Source organism: Pseudotabrizicola sp. L79, assembly GCF_036553525.1.
In the GTDB taxonomy this organism is placed as follows: Bacteria; Pseudomonadota; Alphaproteobacteria; order Rhodobacterales; family Rhodobacteraceae; genus Pseudotabrizicola.
In genome coordinates, this window is record NZ_JAZHDA010000040.1 from 97,719 (window position 1) to 111,952 (window position 14,234).

Annotated in this window: 13 protein-coding genes and 2 riboswitches; of the genes, 2 read left to right on the top strand and 11 right to left on the bottom strand. The window is 61.4% G+C overall.

Annotated elements, in window-relative coordinates; translation table 11 throughout:
* Genes V3C85_RS01785 through V3C85_RS01805 form a run of 5 tightly spaced genes read right to left on the bottom strand, consistent with a single transcriptional unit; the run spans position 1 to position 6,416 of the window.
* Entirely contained in the window at positions 1-630 is a 630-nt protein-coding gene (locus tag V3C85_RS01785) for a precorrin-8X methylmutase (RefSeq protein ID WP_331793361.1), read from the bottom strand.
* Positions 630-1,778, bottom strand: coding sequence for a precorrin-3B synthase (cobG, locus tag V3C85_RS01790; RefSeq protein WP_331793362.1), 1,149 nt, complete (start codon positions 1,776-1,778; stop codon positions 630-632). The genes V3C85_RS01785 and cobG overlap by 1 nt, the downstream gene beginning before the upstream one ends.
* On the bottom strand, positions 1,775-5,014 hold the full coding sequence (gene cobN, locus V3C85_RS01795) for a cobaltochelatase subunit CobN (protein WP_331793363.1): 3,240 nt from the start codon (positions 5,012-5,014) through the stop codon (positions 1,775-1,777). The genes cobG and cobN overlap by 4 nt, the downstream gene beginning before the upstream one ends.
* Positions 5,015-5,023: 9 nt before the next feature.
* Positions 5,024-6,058: a cobalamin biosynthesis protein CobW gene (gene cobW, locus V3C85_RS01800; RefSeq protein ID WP_331793364.1), complete on the bottom strand. Its 1,035-nt coding sequence runs from the start codon at positions 6,056-6,058 to the stop codon at positions 5,024-5,026.
* On the bottom strand, positions 6,051-6,416 hold the full coding sequence (locus tag V3C85_RS01805; RefSeq protein WP_331793365.1) for a DUF1636 domain-containing protein: 366 nt from the start codon (positions 6,414-6,416) through the stop codon (positions 6,051-6,053). Before V3C85_RS01805 ends, cobW begins: the two co-directional genes overlap by 8 nt.
* Positions 6,417-6,508: 92 nt before the next feature.
* A riboswitch (cobalamin riboswitch) is annotated at positions 6,509-6,736 on the bottom strand.
* Between the two features lie 43 nt (positions 6,737-6,779).
* Between V3C85_RS01805 and cobO the strand changes: the two genes are divergently transcribed.
* Together cobO and V3C85_RS01815 are read left to right on the top strand one after the other, a co-directional pair.
* Positions 6,780-7,421: a cob(I)yrinic acid a,c-diamide adenosyltransferase gene (gene cobO / locus V3C85_RS01810; protein WP_331793366.1), complete on the top strand. Its 642-nt coding sequence runs from the start codon at positions 6,780-6,782 to the stop codon at positions 7,419-7,421.
* Positions 7,422-7,500: 79 nt separating this feature from the next.
* A complete protein-coding gene (locus V3C85_RS01815; RefSeq protein ID WP_331793367.1) occupies positions 7,501-8,946 on the top strand; it encodes a cobyric acid synthase in 1,446 nt (481 codons plus the stop codon).
* Here V3C85_RS01815 and V3C85_RS01820 read toward each other — a convergent pair.
* The 6 genes from V3C85_RS01820 to ahcY form a co-directional block, all read right to left on the bottom strand.
* Positions 8,943-9,809 (bottom strand): propanediol utilization protein, encoded by an 867-nt coding sequence (locus V3C85_RS01820; RefSeq protein WP_331793368.1) that lies wholly within the window; start codon positions 9,807-9,809, stop codon positions 8,943-8,945. The genes V3C85_RS01815 and V3C85_RS01820 overlap by 4 nt on opposite strands.
* Complete coding sequence (bluB, locus tag V3C85_RS01825; protein ID WP_331793369.1) at positions 9,781-10,482, bottom strand: 5,6-dimethylbenzimidazole synthase; 702 nt, start codon at positions 10,480-10,482, stop codon at positions 9,781-9,783. The genes V3C85_RS01820 and bluB overlap by 29 nt, the downstream gene beginning before the upstream one ends.
* 28 nt (positions 10,483-10,510) lie before the next feature.
* Positions 10,511-10,695, bottom strand: a riboswitch (cobalamin riboswitch).
* A gap of 29 nt (positions 10,696-10,724) precedes the next feature.
* Entirely contained in the window at positions 10,725-11,510 is a 786-nt protein-coding gene (locus tag V3C85_RS01830; protein ID WP_331793370.1) for a DUF1684 domain-containing protein, read from the bottom strand.
* A 174-nt stretch (positions 11,511-11,684) separates the two neighbouring features.
* Positions 11,685-12,026 (bottom strand): DUF2853 family protein, encoded by a 342-nt coding sequence (locus V3C85_RS01835; protein WP_331793371.1) that lies wholly within the window; start codon positions 12,024-12,026, stop codon positions 11,685-11,687.
* A gap of 114 nt (positions 12,027-12,140) precedes the next feature.
* Entirely contained in the window at positions 12,141-12,788 is a 648-nt protein-coding gene (locus tag V3C85_RS01840; protein ID WP_331793372.1) for a class I SAM-dependent methyltransferase, read from the bottom strand.
* Between the two features lie 31 nt (positions 12,789-12,819).
* Positions 12,820-14,205, bottom strand: coding sequence for an adenosylhomocysteinase (ahcY, locus tag V3C85_RS01845; RefSeq protein WP_331793373.1), 1,386 nt, complete (start codon positions 14,203-14,205; stop codon positions 12,820-12,822).
* Positions 14,206-14,234: the final 29 nt, after the last annotated feature.

A 14,234-nucleotide genomic window follows, 5' to 3' on the forward strand; every position in this document is an offset into this window, starting at 1 on the left:
TCATTCCTTGCGAGAAGCGAGGGCATTCACCGCCGCCACAGTGATGGCTGAACCACCCAAACGCCCCTCGACAATCACCCAAGGGGCGGGGCTTGCCTCGGCCAGAGCGGCCTTTGACTCGGCCGCGCCGATAAAGCCCACGGGGCAACCAATGATGGCCGCCGGGCGTGGGCAAGCGGGATCTTCCAGCATGTTCAGCAGGTGAAACAGGGCCGTGGGGGCATTGCCAATAGCCACCACTGAACCGGCCAGATGCGGCCGCCACAATTCAACCGCGGCCGCCGACCGGGTGTTGCCCATCTGCGCGGCCAAGGCGGGCACCGAGGGGTCATGCAACGTGCAAATGACCTGGTTTCCGGCAGGCAGACGGGGGCGGGTGATGCCTTCGCTGACCATCCGCGCATCGCACAGAATGGGGGCGCCGGCCTCTAGTGCGGCGCGGGCGGCAATGGCCATGCCGGGCGAAAACTGCACATGACGCTCTAGCCCGACCATGCCTGCGGCATGGATCATCCGCACGGCCACTACCTCTTCTTCGGGCGTAAAGCGGGCCAGATCAGCCTCGGCCCGGATGGTGGCGAAAGAATTGACATAGATGGTCGCGCCATCAGTTTCATAGGCATAGGGCATCAGGCAAGGCCTTTCAGGTCCAGCCCCGCTTCGGGCAGGGCGGTTAGATGGGGGGTGTCTTGTGCAGAGCCCCCTTTGACAAGATCAAATCCCCGATCTGTGGCGATCAGCGTCAGCGCCGCAGGGCCTGGATGCGCGCAGCCCTTGGCACAGCCCGAAACATGCAGCGTCTGACCCACAGGCACCTGTGCGGCCAGCCGCCGGGCCAATGGGCGCACAGGGCGCAGCGCCTGCACACATCCGGGCGCGCCCGTGCAGGCCTGCACCCGCAACAACGGATCATCGGCGCGCAAGATCAGCCCCGGCAGGTTGGGTAGCGCGCGGGCGCCTTCCACCAGCACCATGCGCCACGGTGTCACGCGCAGATCACCCAAAGCGGCCAGCTGGGCCAGAGTTTCAGCCTGCATCTGCCCGAATTCAAAACCAACCAAGGCCCCTTGCGCCACCAGACCGGGGCCCGGCATTGCGGCCGCAGACGCAGGGGCAACCGTTCCCTGCAAGGGCCCGGTCGGCACCACGCCACGGGCCAAAAGGGCCGCCATGCGCCCACGGCCATTTGTCACACCACCCTGCGCCACAAACCAACGCGCCAAGGCAACCGCCCGGTGCGGGGCGGTGGCCCAATCGACAGGTGCCCCATGTGCTGAACCATCACACCGCAGGATCAACCCACCCTTGCCATCCCCTTCCAGCCGGATATCGGCCGAAACCGCAGCCAGAACCGATGCGGGGCCGGTATCAACGGCAAAACCGAATTTTCCCGGCAATTCTGGCGCATCGGCCAAGGCATCGCCCAAGCGGGTGGCCAAATCATCCGTTGCCGCATCGGCAAAAGGTGTGACCAGCAGATTGCGCCGCGCCTCAGCCCGGATATCGGCATCAATCAGGCCCAGCGCGCGCAGGTCATCAAGCAGGGCCGGGTGGCTGGCCGCTGTCACCCCGCGCAGTTGCACATTGGCGCGGGCGGACAGATCGATCAGCCCATTGCCATGCTGGCGCGCGGCCAGGGCAATGCCCATCGCCTGCGCCGCCGTCAGCCGCCCGGCATTGGGGCGCACCCGCACCACCAGCCCATCGCCTGACATCATCGGCCGCAATGCACCGGGGCACCAGCCTTGAACCACGAACTCGGCTCTGGCACCGCTCATCGCGCGCCCTCCAGTTCTGCGGCAATTGAATTGCGCAGTGTCAGCCACAGGCCAGCATCGCGCAGGCGCTGAAACAGATCACGCAGGGCGGCCAGCGCCATGGGGTTTTCCTGTTCCATAAAGGCCACAACATCGTCGCGGCCCAAAGTGGCCTGATGATACAGATCAAACAGATGCGGGGGCACCACTGCCGCCAGATGGGCAAAGGCAGCCATGTGGTCCAAGGTGGCTGTAATCTCGGCAGCACCACGAAAACCATGGGCCATCATGCCATCCGCCCAAGCCGGATTGGCCGCGCGGGCCCGCACGACACGGGCGATTTCCTCGGTCAGGCTGCGGGCGCGGGGGCGGTCGGGCTGTGTGGCATCAAGGTGATACAGCGCCGGGGCATCGCCCCCAAGACGCGCGACGGCAGCGGCAAAACCGGCCTCATGCGCGGCATAATCGGCGGCCAACAGCAGATCGCTTTCCGGCAGATCCTGGGCATGCACAAAGCCATCGGCCGCCAGCACCCGTGCCTCGATGCCAGCACGATCATCGCGCGACACGCCATCTGCCCCGATCGCCCAAGCCGAGGCCGCCAGCCATGCCTCTCCGGCTGCGGCACGGGCTTCGGCGGTGAATTCATCCATCGCCACACCCATGCCAAGGCCATATTGGCCCGGACGCGGCCCGAACACCCGCGCGGCCCGCAGAACATAGGGGTTGTCTTCGGCAGATTCTTCGCGCGCGGCCAGTGCGGCAGCGCCCGTTTCAAACAAGGCAGCCAAGCCGGGGAAAACGTCACGAAACAGGCCTGAAACGCGTAGGGTAACATCAATACGCGGGCGCCCCAGCAAGGCCAGCGGCACCACCTCGACCCCGGATACCCGGCCCGATCCGGCATCCCAGACAGGCGCAAGGCCGGCCAGATGCAAGGCCATGGAAAATTCTTCGCCCGCTGTGCGCATCGTGGCACTGCCCCAAAGGTCGATCACCAAGCCCTTGGGCCAATCGCCGTGATCCTGCAAATGTCGCCGCAACAGCTCTTCCGCCAGCTTTACCCCTTGGGCGTGGGCCGACCGCGACGGCACCGCGCGCGGGTCAACGGCAAACAGGTTGCGGCCCGTGGGCAACACATCAGACCGCCCCCGTGCCGGAGAACCCGAAGGCCCCGCCGCCACGCGCTTGCCCGACAGCGCCCGCATCACACCGGCACGTTCAGCATCACCACAGGCACCCCGGCCCAGAATATGCAGACCTTCGCCATACTGGCTTTCCTTGATGTCGCAGACAAAGCGATCAACGCGGGTGATCGCCTCGGCCATGCTGGCATCGGCTGGCAGGCCAAGATCGGCCTCAACGCCCGAGGCCTGCGCCTCGGCACGGATGTCGGCCATCAGTCGGTCACGGCGCGACGGATCAAGCCCATCAGCCGTGGAATATTCGTCCAGCAACCGCTCTAGCCGCGCCATACCTTCGGGCAAGGCCGATTGCGCAAGGGGTGGCGGCAGATGACCCAGGGTCAGCGCCCCAATGCGCCTTTTGGCCTGCGCCGCCTCGCCCGGATCATTCACGATGAACGGATATATGACTGGCAGATCACCGATCAGCGCCTCGGGCCAGCAGGCATCAGACAGCGCCACCGATTTGCCCGGCAGCCATTCCAGCGTGCCATGCGCGCCCATATGAATCAGCGCATGCAAGCCCTGGCTGCGCAGCCAAAGATAAAAGGCCACATAGCCGTGCCGGGGGGTGCGCGAAAGATCATGATAGTCATCGTCGCGGCTGACCGCTTCGCCACGCTCGGGCTGAAGGGCGATCAAGGCATGGCCCTGACGCAGGGCAGCAAAACGAAAGATCTGACCATCGCAGGCCGGGTCATCGGCCGGATGGCCCCAAGCGGCAGCCAGATCATCGCGCAGGGCTGCGGGCAAGCTTTGCAAAGCCGTCAGATATTCGGAAAGGGGCCAGTCAAAGCTGTGGCTTTGCAAGGCACGCGCCAGATCATCCGGCGCCGTGGTGCCGTAACCTTCGCTGGCCAGATCAGCCAACAACACCTGGGTCGAGGCCAGTGCATCCATCCCCACGGCATGGGCCATCTGATGCGCCCGGCCCGGATAGGTGGACAGGATCACCGCCAGTTTGCGTTGCGCCACGGGGGCAGCGGCAAGGCGATGCCAAGCCTTGACCTTGGCCACAGCCGCCGCGATGCGGCCCGCATCTGCCCGGTGGGCAAAGCGCGAAAATTGCAGATCAGGGTCGCGCTTGCCCGGCGATTTGAACGACACCAACCCGGCAAACAGCCGGCCATCCACTTCGGGCAAAACGACATGCATCGCCAGATCGGCAGGTGAAAGACCCCGGTCTGAAACCGCCCAATCACGCCGCCGCGCCGTGGACAGTGCCACCTGAAAAACAGGGCAATCAAGGCCATCAAACGGGGTCGAGCCATCCTCGGCCTTGGCCGAAAAGGCCGTGGCATTCACGATCGCCACCGGCTGCATCTGGGCCAGCAATGGCTGCAACCATGCCGTCAACCCCGGCGCCTTGAGAGAGGGGGCAAAGACGCCACAGGCGGCAAAGCCTTCGGCCCGCAAGGCATGGATCAGCGCATCGACCGGGGCGGTGTCTGCCGCGGTCAGATACGACCTGTAAAAGCTGACCAACACCAGATCGCCTTCGGGCGGGGTGGCGATCACGCCGCGATCCGGGTCGTAAAAGCCCATGTCCGGCATACGCTTGTCACCCGGCACTGGCCCGGCATAAAGGCCCGCGGCCAGCGACATCTGCGCCAAAGCGGCCTGCGCCGCAACGGCCCCGCCTGCATCACACAATTGCGCCAGCCGACGCAACGTGGATACCGGCAAGGTCGATGCCGCATCCAGCGCCGGATCGGGCCGCCCATCTGCTGGCAGCACGGCCAAGGCAATACCCTGCCTGCGCGCCAGATCTTGAATCGAGGCGATGCCATAGGCCCAATAAGCCTCGCCGCCAATCAGGCGGATCAGGATGGCCTTGGCCTGTGACAGGGTGCGCTCGACATAGGTATCGACGGAAACCGGATGCTTGAGTGCCACGATATTCTGCAACCGCAGCGAGGGCAGCTTACCCCCGGCACGGTGCCACCCCGCCGCAAAAGCGCCAAGATCGCTGTCTGAAAACGAAAGCACGATCAGTTCGGCCGGGTCTTGTCCCGGGTCAAAGGGCGTTTCCGCCTCGTCCAGACCATGGCTTTCGCGAAAGACAACGTGCATGGCGTGCGATCAGGCCCCCAGAACGGCGCGGATTGCGGCTTCGTCGATGTCGTCATGCTCGGCAATGACCACCAGGCGCGATTGACGCGGTGTCTGCCCCCAGGAGCGGTCAAACTGATGCCGCACACGCTCGCCCACGGCTTGCAACAGCAGGCGCATCGGCTTGCCCGAAACGGCAACATAGCCTTTCACGCGCAGGATTTTCTGATCCCGTGCAAGGGTCTGCACCCGGGCCACCAGATCGGCAATATCGGCCACTTCCGGCAGGTCGATCACGACGGATTCGAAATCATCATGCTCGTGATCATCATGGCCATCGTGGTGGCTGGGCCGGGCGGCCAGATCATCTTCGGCAGCGGCATTCAGCCCAAGGATCACTCGCGGATCAATCACACCGTCGGTCATCGGCAGAATGGGCAGGCGGCGGGGCGCCTCGGCCTCGATCACCGCGCGGGCCGCGGCAAGGCCAGCCTCACCCGCCAGATCGGCCTTTGACAGCAGCACGATATCGGCGCACGAAATCTGATCCTCGAACACCTCGGACAGCGGGGTTTCATGGTCGATGCTGTCATCTGCTGCCCGCTGGGCATCAACAGCCGCGACATCGGGGGCAAACCGACCTGCGGCCACGGCTTCGGCATCCGCAAGGGCCACAACACCATCAACCGTGATCCGCGACCGGATCGCGGGCCAGTCAAAGGCCTTGAGTAGCGGCTTGGGCAGGGCAAGGCCCGAGGTTTCGATCAAGATGTGATCGGGCCGCACCGGCATGGCCATCAGGGCCTCGATCGTCGGAATGAAATCATCGGCCACGGTGCAGCAGATGCAGCCATTGGCCAGTTCGACGATGTTCTCTGCCGGGCAATTTTCATCAGCGCAGGATTTCAGGATGTCACCATCCACCCCTACGGTGCCAAATTCATTGACCAGAACCGCCAGACGCTTGCCCTGCGGGTTTTGCATCAGATGGCGGATCAGCGTGGTCTTGCCCGAGCCCAAAAAGCCGGTGATCACGGTAACAGGGATCTTGGTCAGATCAGACATCATTAGGCTCCAGACTTGGAATGCGGGCAAGGCTTTGCTTGCGGAAAATCACGGGGCGGTCGCGCCAAGGCACCACCCCATCGGTTGTGGCGGCGTAAAGCGCGGCACCGCGCAGAATTTCGGGGGCATCCGCTTCGGTCATCCGGCCATAGACATAGGACCACGCGCCAGATTTGGACAAAGCCACGGAACACCCATGGTCACAGGCCGACAAACATTCGACCGGCCGAAGGGTCACGCCATCCGGCACACCCTGGGCCACAAGGGCGGCATGCAGACGCGTGCCCGCGCACATCTCGCCCTCTGGTACGGGCTGACCAGCCCGGCAAGTCATGCAGACATGTAGAACAGCACCCATAGGCCCCTCCGCTTGCGGTATCGGGGGCACGAGGCCGTCGGCAGGGGTGCGGCACACCCTTATCCGAAGGTCGCGGAACACCCCGTCCGCCCATTTTCGTCGCAGCGCTGGCAGGTCTCCCGGCTTGCGGATCTTGGAACTTTTGGTTCCTGCGGTCTGCCCACCTTCCCGAACCTTGCGGCCAGTGGCATCAGGCAAACCTCTCCGGTCACGGTCGCGGGGGCGGCTGCGCTTCGGTTTCATGACCTTGCGGGTCGTAAAACCTGTCGCATTCCCTTTTGGCCTGCCGTAGGACAGGCACCAGCGCTATCTCTCCCTCCTTTGCCACATGGGTGGGGGGAGTCAAGGAGAAGGACCGTCACCATGACCGACGCAAACGACATTTCCCCCGATGCCACCGCCGAGGATCTGGCGCGCCATGCCAACAAGATGGCCAAGAAAAAGGCCGCCCGTGACAAGATCATGGCGGGCAAAGCCGGCGAAAAGGGGCTGATCATCGTTCATACCGGCGCTGGTAAGGGCAAGTCGTCATCTGGGTTTGGCATGATCCTGCGCTGTATTGCCCATGAAATGCCCTGTGCCGTGGTTCAGTTCATCAAAGGCGCCTGGGATACCGGCGAGCGCCGACTGATCGAGGCCAACTTCTCAGATCTTTGCCAGTTCTATGCCATGGGCGAAGGCTTTACCTGGGAAACACAGGATAAGGCGCGTGACATCGCCGCAGCCCGCGCCGGCTGGGAAAAAGCCAAGGAATTGATCCGTGATCCGGCCATCCGGTTCGTGTTGCTGGACGAGATCAATATTGCCCTGCGATATGACTACCTTGATCTTGACGAAGTGCTTGCCTTTCTGCGCGATGAAAAACCCCCGCTGACCCATATTTGCCTGACGGGGCGCAATGCGAAAGAACCGCTGATCGAGGCCGCTGATCTGGTGACCGAGATGGCGCTGATCAAACACCCGTTCCGGTCTGGCATAAAGGGCCAACCGGGGGTTGAATTCTGATGGCGTTGAACATCTGCGGCCAAGATTCCGACGGGTTCTCTGTGGACCGATGGGCGGTTGGCGCCGAAAAGGCCCCGCAATGACTGCATTGATGATTCAAGGTTGCGGGTCGAATGTGGGTAAATCGATGCTGGTGGCCGGATTGTGCCGCGCAGCACGTCGGCGGGGCCTGAGTGTCGCGCCCTTCAAACCGCAGAACATGTCGAACAACGCCGCTGTCACGGTGGATGGCGGCGAGATTGGCCGGGCGCAGGCCTTGCAGGCCCTGGCCTGTGGGCTTGAACCCGTGACCGATATGAACCCCGTCTTGCTGAAGCCCGAGAGTGAGGTGGGCGCGCAGGTGATTGTGCAGGGCAAGCGCCTGACCACGGCAAGGGCGCGCGACTATGCGGCGCTGAAACCGAAACTCATGGTCTATGTTCTGCAAAGTTTTCAAAGACTGCGCGCGGCACATGATCTGGTGATTGTCGAAGGCGCCGGCAGCCCGGCAGAGGTGAATTTGCGGGCCGGGGATATTGCCAACATGGGCTTTGCCCGTGCTGCTGATGTGCCCGTTGTTCTAGCAGGTGACATTGACCGAGGCGGCGTTATTGCCCAGATCATCGGCACACAGGCGGTTCTGGACCACGAGGATGCCGCCATGGTTGCCGGCTTTCTGATCAACAAGTTCCGCGGTGATCCGCGTCTGTTTGATGACGGTTATCGCCTGATCGAAGACCGGACTGGATGGCGCGGCTTTGGCGTCGTGCCGTGGTTTTCCAAGGCACATCTGTTGCCTGCCGAAGATGCGCTGGATCTTGCCTCCGGGCCGCGGGGCCAAGGTGTGACCATTGCCTGTCTGGCCTTTTCGCGCATTGCCAATTTTGATGACCTTGATCCGCTGAAAGCCGAACCCGGCGTGAACCTTGTGATGGTGCAGCCGGGCCAAGCCATACCCGGTGACGCACGTCTGGTAATCTTGCCGGGGTCTAAATCAACGCGGGGCGATCTGGCGTTTTTGCGGCAACAGGGGTGGGATATCGACTTGGCGGCGCATCTGCGGCAGGGCGGGCATGTGCTTGGCATTTGCGGCGGGTATCAGATGCTGGGCAAGATCGTTGCCGATCCTGATGGCATCGAAGGCCCTGCCGGGCAAGCCGAAGGGCTTGGCCTTCTGGATGTGACCACCATCATGACACCAGACAAACGGTTGGCCCGGGTCACTGCTGTGCATGATGCAACGGGCCTGTCGGTCGCAGGCTATGAAATTCACATCGGGCGAACCGAGGGGGCCGACTGTTTGCGCCCCTTTGCCCATATCGATGGCCGGGCCGAGGGCGCGATCCGGGCCGATGGCCGTGTGACGGGCAGCTATTTGCATGGGCTGTTCGCATCGGATGCGTTTCGGGCAGCCTTTCTGGCGCGTCTGGGCATTGCAGCCTCTGACTTGCGGCATGGGGTGGTGGTGGAAGAAACGCTTGAAGCCTTGGCCGACCATGTCGAGGCGCATCTGGATGTGCCCGGATTGCTGGCGCTGGCGCGCTAGCGGCTGTGCGAGTCGCGCGTGCCGGTGGCAAGGGGGCGGATGCCATAAAGCCCCGCTTCGCGCAAAAGCTGTGGGGCGCGGGCTGGGATGCCGCCAACCGGAAAGATCAGGGCCCGTGCCGCCCCGGAATGAGAGCTGGCCCAGCCCAAAGCACCGAGGTCACGCACCAGTTGCGGCATCGGATCATCGGCTGCACCCCGGCGCTTTTGGCAGCGGGTGGCACTTTCACTGGCAAGCGCGGCCGCCTCGGCCAGTTGGCGGGCACGGGGCCAGGCGATCAGAAGATCACTGATATCGTCATAGTCCTGATCCTGCGCCCGTGTTGGCTGTGCGGGGCCAAAAAAGCCGCCCAAAAGATGGGCGCGAAAAGGGGGCGGGGCAGATGCCAATAGCCTGCCCTGACGCGAGGCCCAGATGATCTGATCGGGCTTGTCAAACATCAACGGGTCGCTGGCGCCCTCGGCAGCGATCGTCGCGCGGGCAAGGGCAAGGGGCGGGCCCGCATAGCCTGCCAATCGTGCATGGGCGATCAGCGACGCGGTGGACATGCCTGTGCCCAGACCCGGCGCAAAGGGCAGGCGCGTTTCCGTGCGCCCCCGCATTGGCAGATGAAGACTGCGATGCAGGGCAACAAGACTGCGCGCAGGCAAAGCCCCGTGGCCCACAGCATGGCAGACCAGAGAGCCTGCGGGGCGATGGCGTGCCCTGACGCAAAGATCATCAGGCATCAGGGTAATCAGGGCAAGCGGCCCTGTGCCCCCCCAGCGGCCCTGCAACCATTCGCCAAAGTGACAAGCAACCGTCAGCGCGGCACCACGACGGAAATGCTGGGGTTCAGGCAGCACCTTGCCCCCAGCCGTCATGATAGATCAGGTCTTGCAGCGACAGACGTTCAGCCCAGCCTTTCGCCTGAAGTTCTGGGCTGGAATACAACTCATCAACATGGCCAAGGCAGAGATAAGCCACGGGCACGACATGATCGGGCAAATTCAAAATCTGGCACAGATCTTTTTGATGAAAGATGCTGACCCAGCCAACACCAATGCCTTCGGCACGGGCCGCGAGCCACAGATTTTGCACCGCACAGACTGTGGAATACAAATCCATCTCGGGGGCATGGGTGCGGCCCAAAACAACTGCACCGCCCCGCGTGCGATCACAGGTGATGCACAGATTGACCGGAGCTTGGGTAATCCCCTCCAGCTTTAGGCTGGAATACAACGGGCGGCGGTGTTCGGGAAACATGGTTTCAGCTTCGGCATTGGCGGCTGCAAACGCCTGCTGAACCCGTGCTTTAACGGCCAGATCACGGATCACCACAAAATTCCACGGCTGCATGAAGCCAACCGAAGGCGCGTGATGCGCCGCCGTCAGCAGGCGCATCAGGGTGCTGTCGTCCAGTGGCCGCTGCGTGAATTGGCTGCGCACGTCGCGGCGACTGAAGATGGCACGATAGACGGCGGCTTGTTCTTCTGGGCTGAACGGCCCGGCGGGTGCTGGCAGATCGGGTGGCATCACGACAAAATCCCCTGTCATCAGAAACAGACCACCCGTTGACCATCGGGCAGCCCGGTTTCGTCTGGCCGGTCTTCTGACTTGGCTTCGCCTGAGGCTGCGCCTTCCCAGCCTTGCGGCCAGTGGCATATGCAGCCGCATCCACCTTACAGCGTTGGGCACGTTGCGGATTTTCACCACATTCCCGATTATCCCATCACAGATATGACAGGCACCAGACACCGGCAATCTAGACAGCGGCTGGGCGCTTGGCAATTGGCCGATTACAGGACGGCACCGGGGCGCAACTCACCTGCCGGAATGGCAAAGGACAAGATGTTTTCGCGCGGGGGCAGGGGGCATACGGCAAATTCGGTAAAGGCACAGGGCGGGTTGAAGGCCCGGTTGAAATCAAGCACCACAGTATCACCCTGCACCTGACCAATCAGAAAGCGCGACGCGCCATAGGTTTGCCGGCCCGACGTGGCATCACGAAACACAAACATCGGGTTGCCGCCCTTCCAATGGGTGGGCAACAGGGTGACTGCAGAGCCTTGGTGGGAAAAGCTGGCCCTATGGCTGACAGCAACCGAAGTTGCGATGCCACCCACCAGATCAATGCCAAGTTGCTGCGGCGCTGCCAGCACGTCCCATCTGGCGGTGATGCACCAGGCCGGATCAACCGGAAAGCGGGAAATCTTGACCTTGCGGGGCAGGCGCAGATCGCGCACGCGCAGCGCATGCTGACCTTCGATGCGCATCATTTCCAGCAACAGATCCGCAACTTGCAGGCGCGGGGGTGCCTCGGGCGTGGGCGCAAAAGCCAGTGTCTGCCCATCAACCGTTAGCATCGCTTGGCCATCGGCACCAAGATGCAGATCGCCCAGATGATCGGGCCCGGATGAAATTTGCAGATCGTTTCCGGGGCCAGACCCAAGGGTGTATTGCCCCGGTTCAAGCTCGACCCGGTCAGTCAGATGCAACCATCCATCCTCGGCCATCAGATCGCTGAGACGCTGTTCGTGCCATAGATCGACTGCGCGGTAGTAATCAGAATCTGGATTGGTCATTCAGCCTGCCTTTGCACTGTGTTGGGGGTGCAGGTTAGGCCAGTTTTGCAAAAGGAAAAGCGCCAAACCAAAGGACCGCAAGCCAATGACCCGCAAAAAGGGTTATGCAGGCGCCTGAACAAGAAAACCCTGCCGGTTACAGCAGGGTTTTGTGTGCATATCTGCGGTGCAGCCTTAGCCGTAAACGGCTTCTTTGCCGAAATGCTTGACCAGCATGTAATAGACAACGGCGCGATATTTGTTGCGCTCTGACCGACCATAGGTGTCGATCACAGCATTGATCGCCTCCATCAGCGCCGGGCTGTCAGACAGGCCAAGCTTTTTGATGAGGAAGTTGTTCTTGACGGTCTCAAGTTCAGAAGCATCAGAACCAGCAACGGTAGAGCTGTCGGCGTTGTAGATTGCCGGGCCACACCCGATGGTCACCTTGGTCAGCAAGGCCATTTCTGGCGTCATCTTGCACTTGTTTGTCAGATCTTCCGCGTATTTGGCGATCAAGTCGTCGCGCTTGCTCATCTTATATCCCCGTCAGTTGTTTGTTGTGACAGCATCCCATCAGATGGGATCACGGCGGAAGTCTAGGCGCAAAGAGAATCGTTCACCAAGGGAAAAGTGACCTCTTTTTCCCAGTCAGGCACGGGCAAGGGTGATGGTGTATTGGTTGGCCATAAGCCGCAAGGACGCCATTTGGCCCAAGGTAGCCAGCATTGCCTCGACTGCACGCTTTACCGGGGCGGCCTGCGCGTCTGACATCCAATGAAAATCATCGCCAGCAATGATCCCGTTGGGTTTCACCTTTTGCAACGACAAAGCCAAGTCTTTGCTGATGACCGGTTCATTGTGGTTCCCATCGATATAGACCCAATCAAAAAAGCTATCGGGGAAGCCTGCCAAAGCAACATCCGATAGGGCACGGTGAATCTTTACACGCGGGTCGTTTGCAAAGCGGGCCACAACATTCTGATAGCGCCCTTCCATAAGGGTTTCGTTCTTTTTCTTGCCGAAACCGGTATTTGGGAACTCTGGCATATACAGCCAAGGGTCGATCAGATGCAGTTCTGTTGGGCTGCAAATGTCTAGAATTCGTTGCGAGAAGTCGCCCTCCCAAACCCCGATTTCCGCAACAACCCCGCCTTTTGGCAAGGATTCAAGCAAACGGCCGCGCACACGGTCGCGTTTGCCCAGTTCTTCGGTTGGCATGATTACCCCTTGGCCAGATTTTGCGGCACGATAGCAGAGGCAAAAAAACTTGCAACGACATGAAAAAACCCGCCGCATCGCAGCGGCGGGTTTTCAAATTCAGCCCAGCTTAGTAGCGGTAATGATCAGATTTGAACGGGCCTTCTGCTGCCACGCCAATATAATCGGCCTGATCCTTGCGAAGCTCGGTCAGTTTTACGCCGATCTTTTTCAGATGCAGGCGCGCAACCTTTTCGTCCAGCTTCTTGGGCAGGATATAGACGCCCGGCTTATACTCATCACCCTTGGTCCACAGTTCGATCTGCGCCAGCACCTGGTTGGTAAAGCTGGCCGACATCACAAAGGATGGGTGACCCGTGGCGTTGCCCAGGTTCAGCAAACGGCCCTCGGACAGCAGGATGATCCGGCTGCCTGACGGCATTTCGATCATATCCACCTGTTCCTTGATGTTGGTCCATTTGTGGTTCCGCAAGGAGGCAACCTGGATTTCATTGTCGAAATGGCCAATATTGCCGACGATCGCCATATCCTTCATCTCGCGCATATGCTCGATGCGAATAACGTCTTTGTTGCCAGTTGTGGTGATGAAGATGTCGGCGTCATGGACCACATCTTCAAGCAAAACCACTTCATACCCATCCATCGCGGCCTGCAAGGCGCAGATTGGGTCAACTTCGGTGACCTTGACGCGCGCACCCGCACCGCGAAGGCTGGCGGCAGAACCCTTGCCCACATCGCCATAGCCGCACACCACGGCCACCTTGCCGGCCATCATCGTATCAGTTGCACGACGAATGCCGTCAACCAGCGATTCCTTGCAGCCATACTTGTTGTCGAACTTCGACTTGGTGACGGAATCGTTCACGTTGATCGCAGGGAACGGAAGTTGCCCTTTCTTGTGCAGATCATACAGGCGGTGGACACCCGTGGTGGTTTCTTCGGAAACGCCCTTGATTGCGGCCTTGGTCTTGGTGAACCAGCCAGGGCTTTCTTTCATCCGTTTGTGGATCTGCCGCTTGATAACCTCTTCCTCTTCCGAGGCGGGAACCGGCAAGATCTCTTCGCCAGCTTCGGCGCGCGCGCCCAGCAAGACATACAGGGTGGCGTCGCCACCATCATCAAGGATCATGTTCGCGCCTTCGGGGAACATGAACGAGCGGTCAAGATAATCCCAGTGTTCGGTCAAGGTCTGACCCTTAACCGCGAAAACCGGCGTGCCGCCAGCGGCGATGGCAGCTGCGGCGTGGTCTTGGGTCGAAAAAATGTTGCACGATGCCCAGCGCACATCCGCGCCCAAGGCCGTCAGCGTTTCGATCAGCACAGCTGTCTGAATCGTCATGTGCAGCGATCCGACAATCCGCGCACCTTTCAGGGGCTGCGAGGCGCCAAACTCCTCTCGGCAGGCCATGAGGCCCGGCATTTCGGTTTCGGCAATGGTCAACTCCTTGCGGCCAAATTCCGCAAGCTTGATGTCTTTGACTATGTAATCGGCCATGCTGGCTGCGGCTCCACTAATTTCGATTT

Coding starts and splice junctions, on each gene's coding strand:
- V3C85_RS01785 (WP_331793361.1), bottom strand. CDS start 630: ATGCCCTATGCCTATGAAACTGATGGCGCGACCATCTATGTCAATTCT.
- cobG (WP_331793362.1), bottom strand. CDS start 1,778: ATGAGCGGTGCCAGAGCCGAGTTCGTGGTTCAAGGCTGGTGCCCCGGT.
- cobN (WP_331793363.1), bottom strand. CDS start 5,014: ATGCACGTTGTCTTTCGCGAAAGCCATGGTCTGGACGAGGCGGAAACG.
- cobW (WP_331793364.1), bottom strand. CDS start 6,058: ATGTCTGATCTGACCAAGATCCCTGTTACCGTGATCACCGGCTTTTTG.
- V3C85_RS01805 (WP_331793365.1), bottom strand. CDS start 6,416: ATGGGTGCTGTTCTACATGTCTGCATGACTTGCCGGGCTGGTCAGCCC.
- cobO (WP_331793366.1), top strand. CDS start 6,780: ATGACCGACGCAAACGACATTTCCCCCGATGCCACCGCCGAGGATCTG.
- V3C85_RS01815 (WP_331793367.1), top strand. CDS start 7,501: ATGACTGCATTGATGATTCAAGGTTGCGGGTCGAATGTGGGTAAATCG.
- V3C85_RS01820 (WP_331793368.1), bottom strand. CDS start 9,809: ATGACGGCTGGGGGCAAGGTGCTGCCTGAACCCCAGCATTTCCGTCGT.
- bluB (WP_331793369.1), bottom strand. CDS start 10,482: ATGACAGGGGATTTTGTCGTGATGCCACCCGATCTGCCAGCACCCGCC.
- V3C85_RS01830 (WP_331793370.1), bottom strand. CDS start 11,510: ATGACCAATCCAGATTCTGATTACTACCGCGCAGTCGATCTATGGCAC.
- V3C85_RS01835 (WP_331793371.1), bottom strand. CDS start 12,026: ATGAGCAAGCGCGACGACTTGATCGCCAAATACGCGGAAGATCTGACA.
- V3C85_RS01840 (WP_331793372.1), bottom strand. CDS start 12,788: ATGCGGCGGGTTTTTTCATGTCGTTGCAAGTTTTTTTGCCTCTGCTAT.
- ahcY (WP_331793373.1), bottom strand. CDS start 14,205: ATGGCCGATTACATAGTCAAAGACATCAAGCTTGCGGAATTTGGCCGC.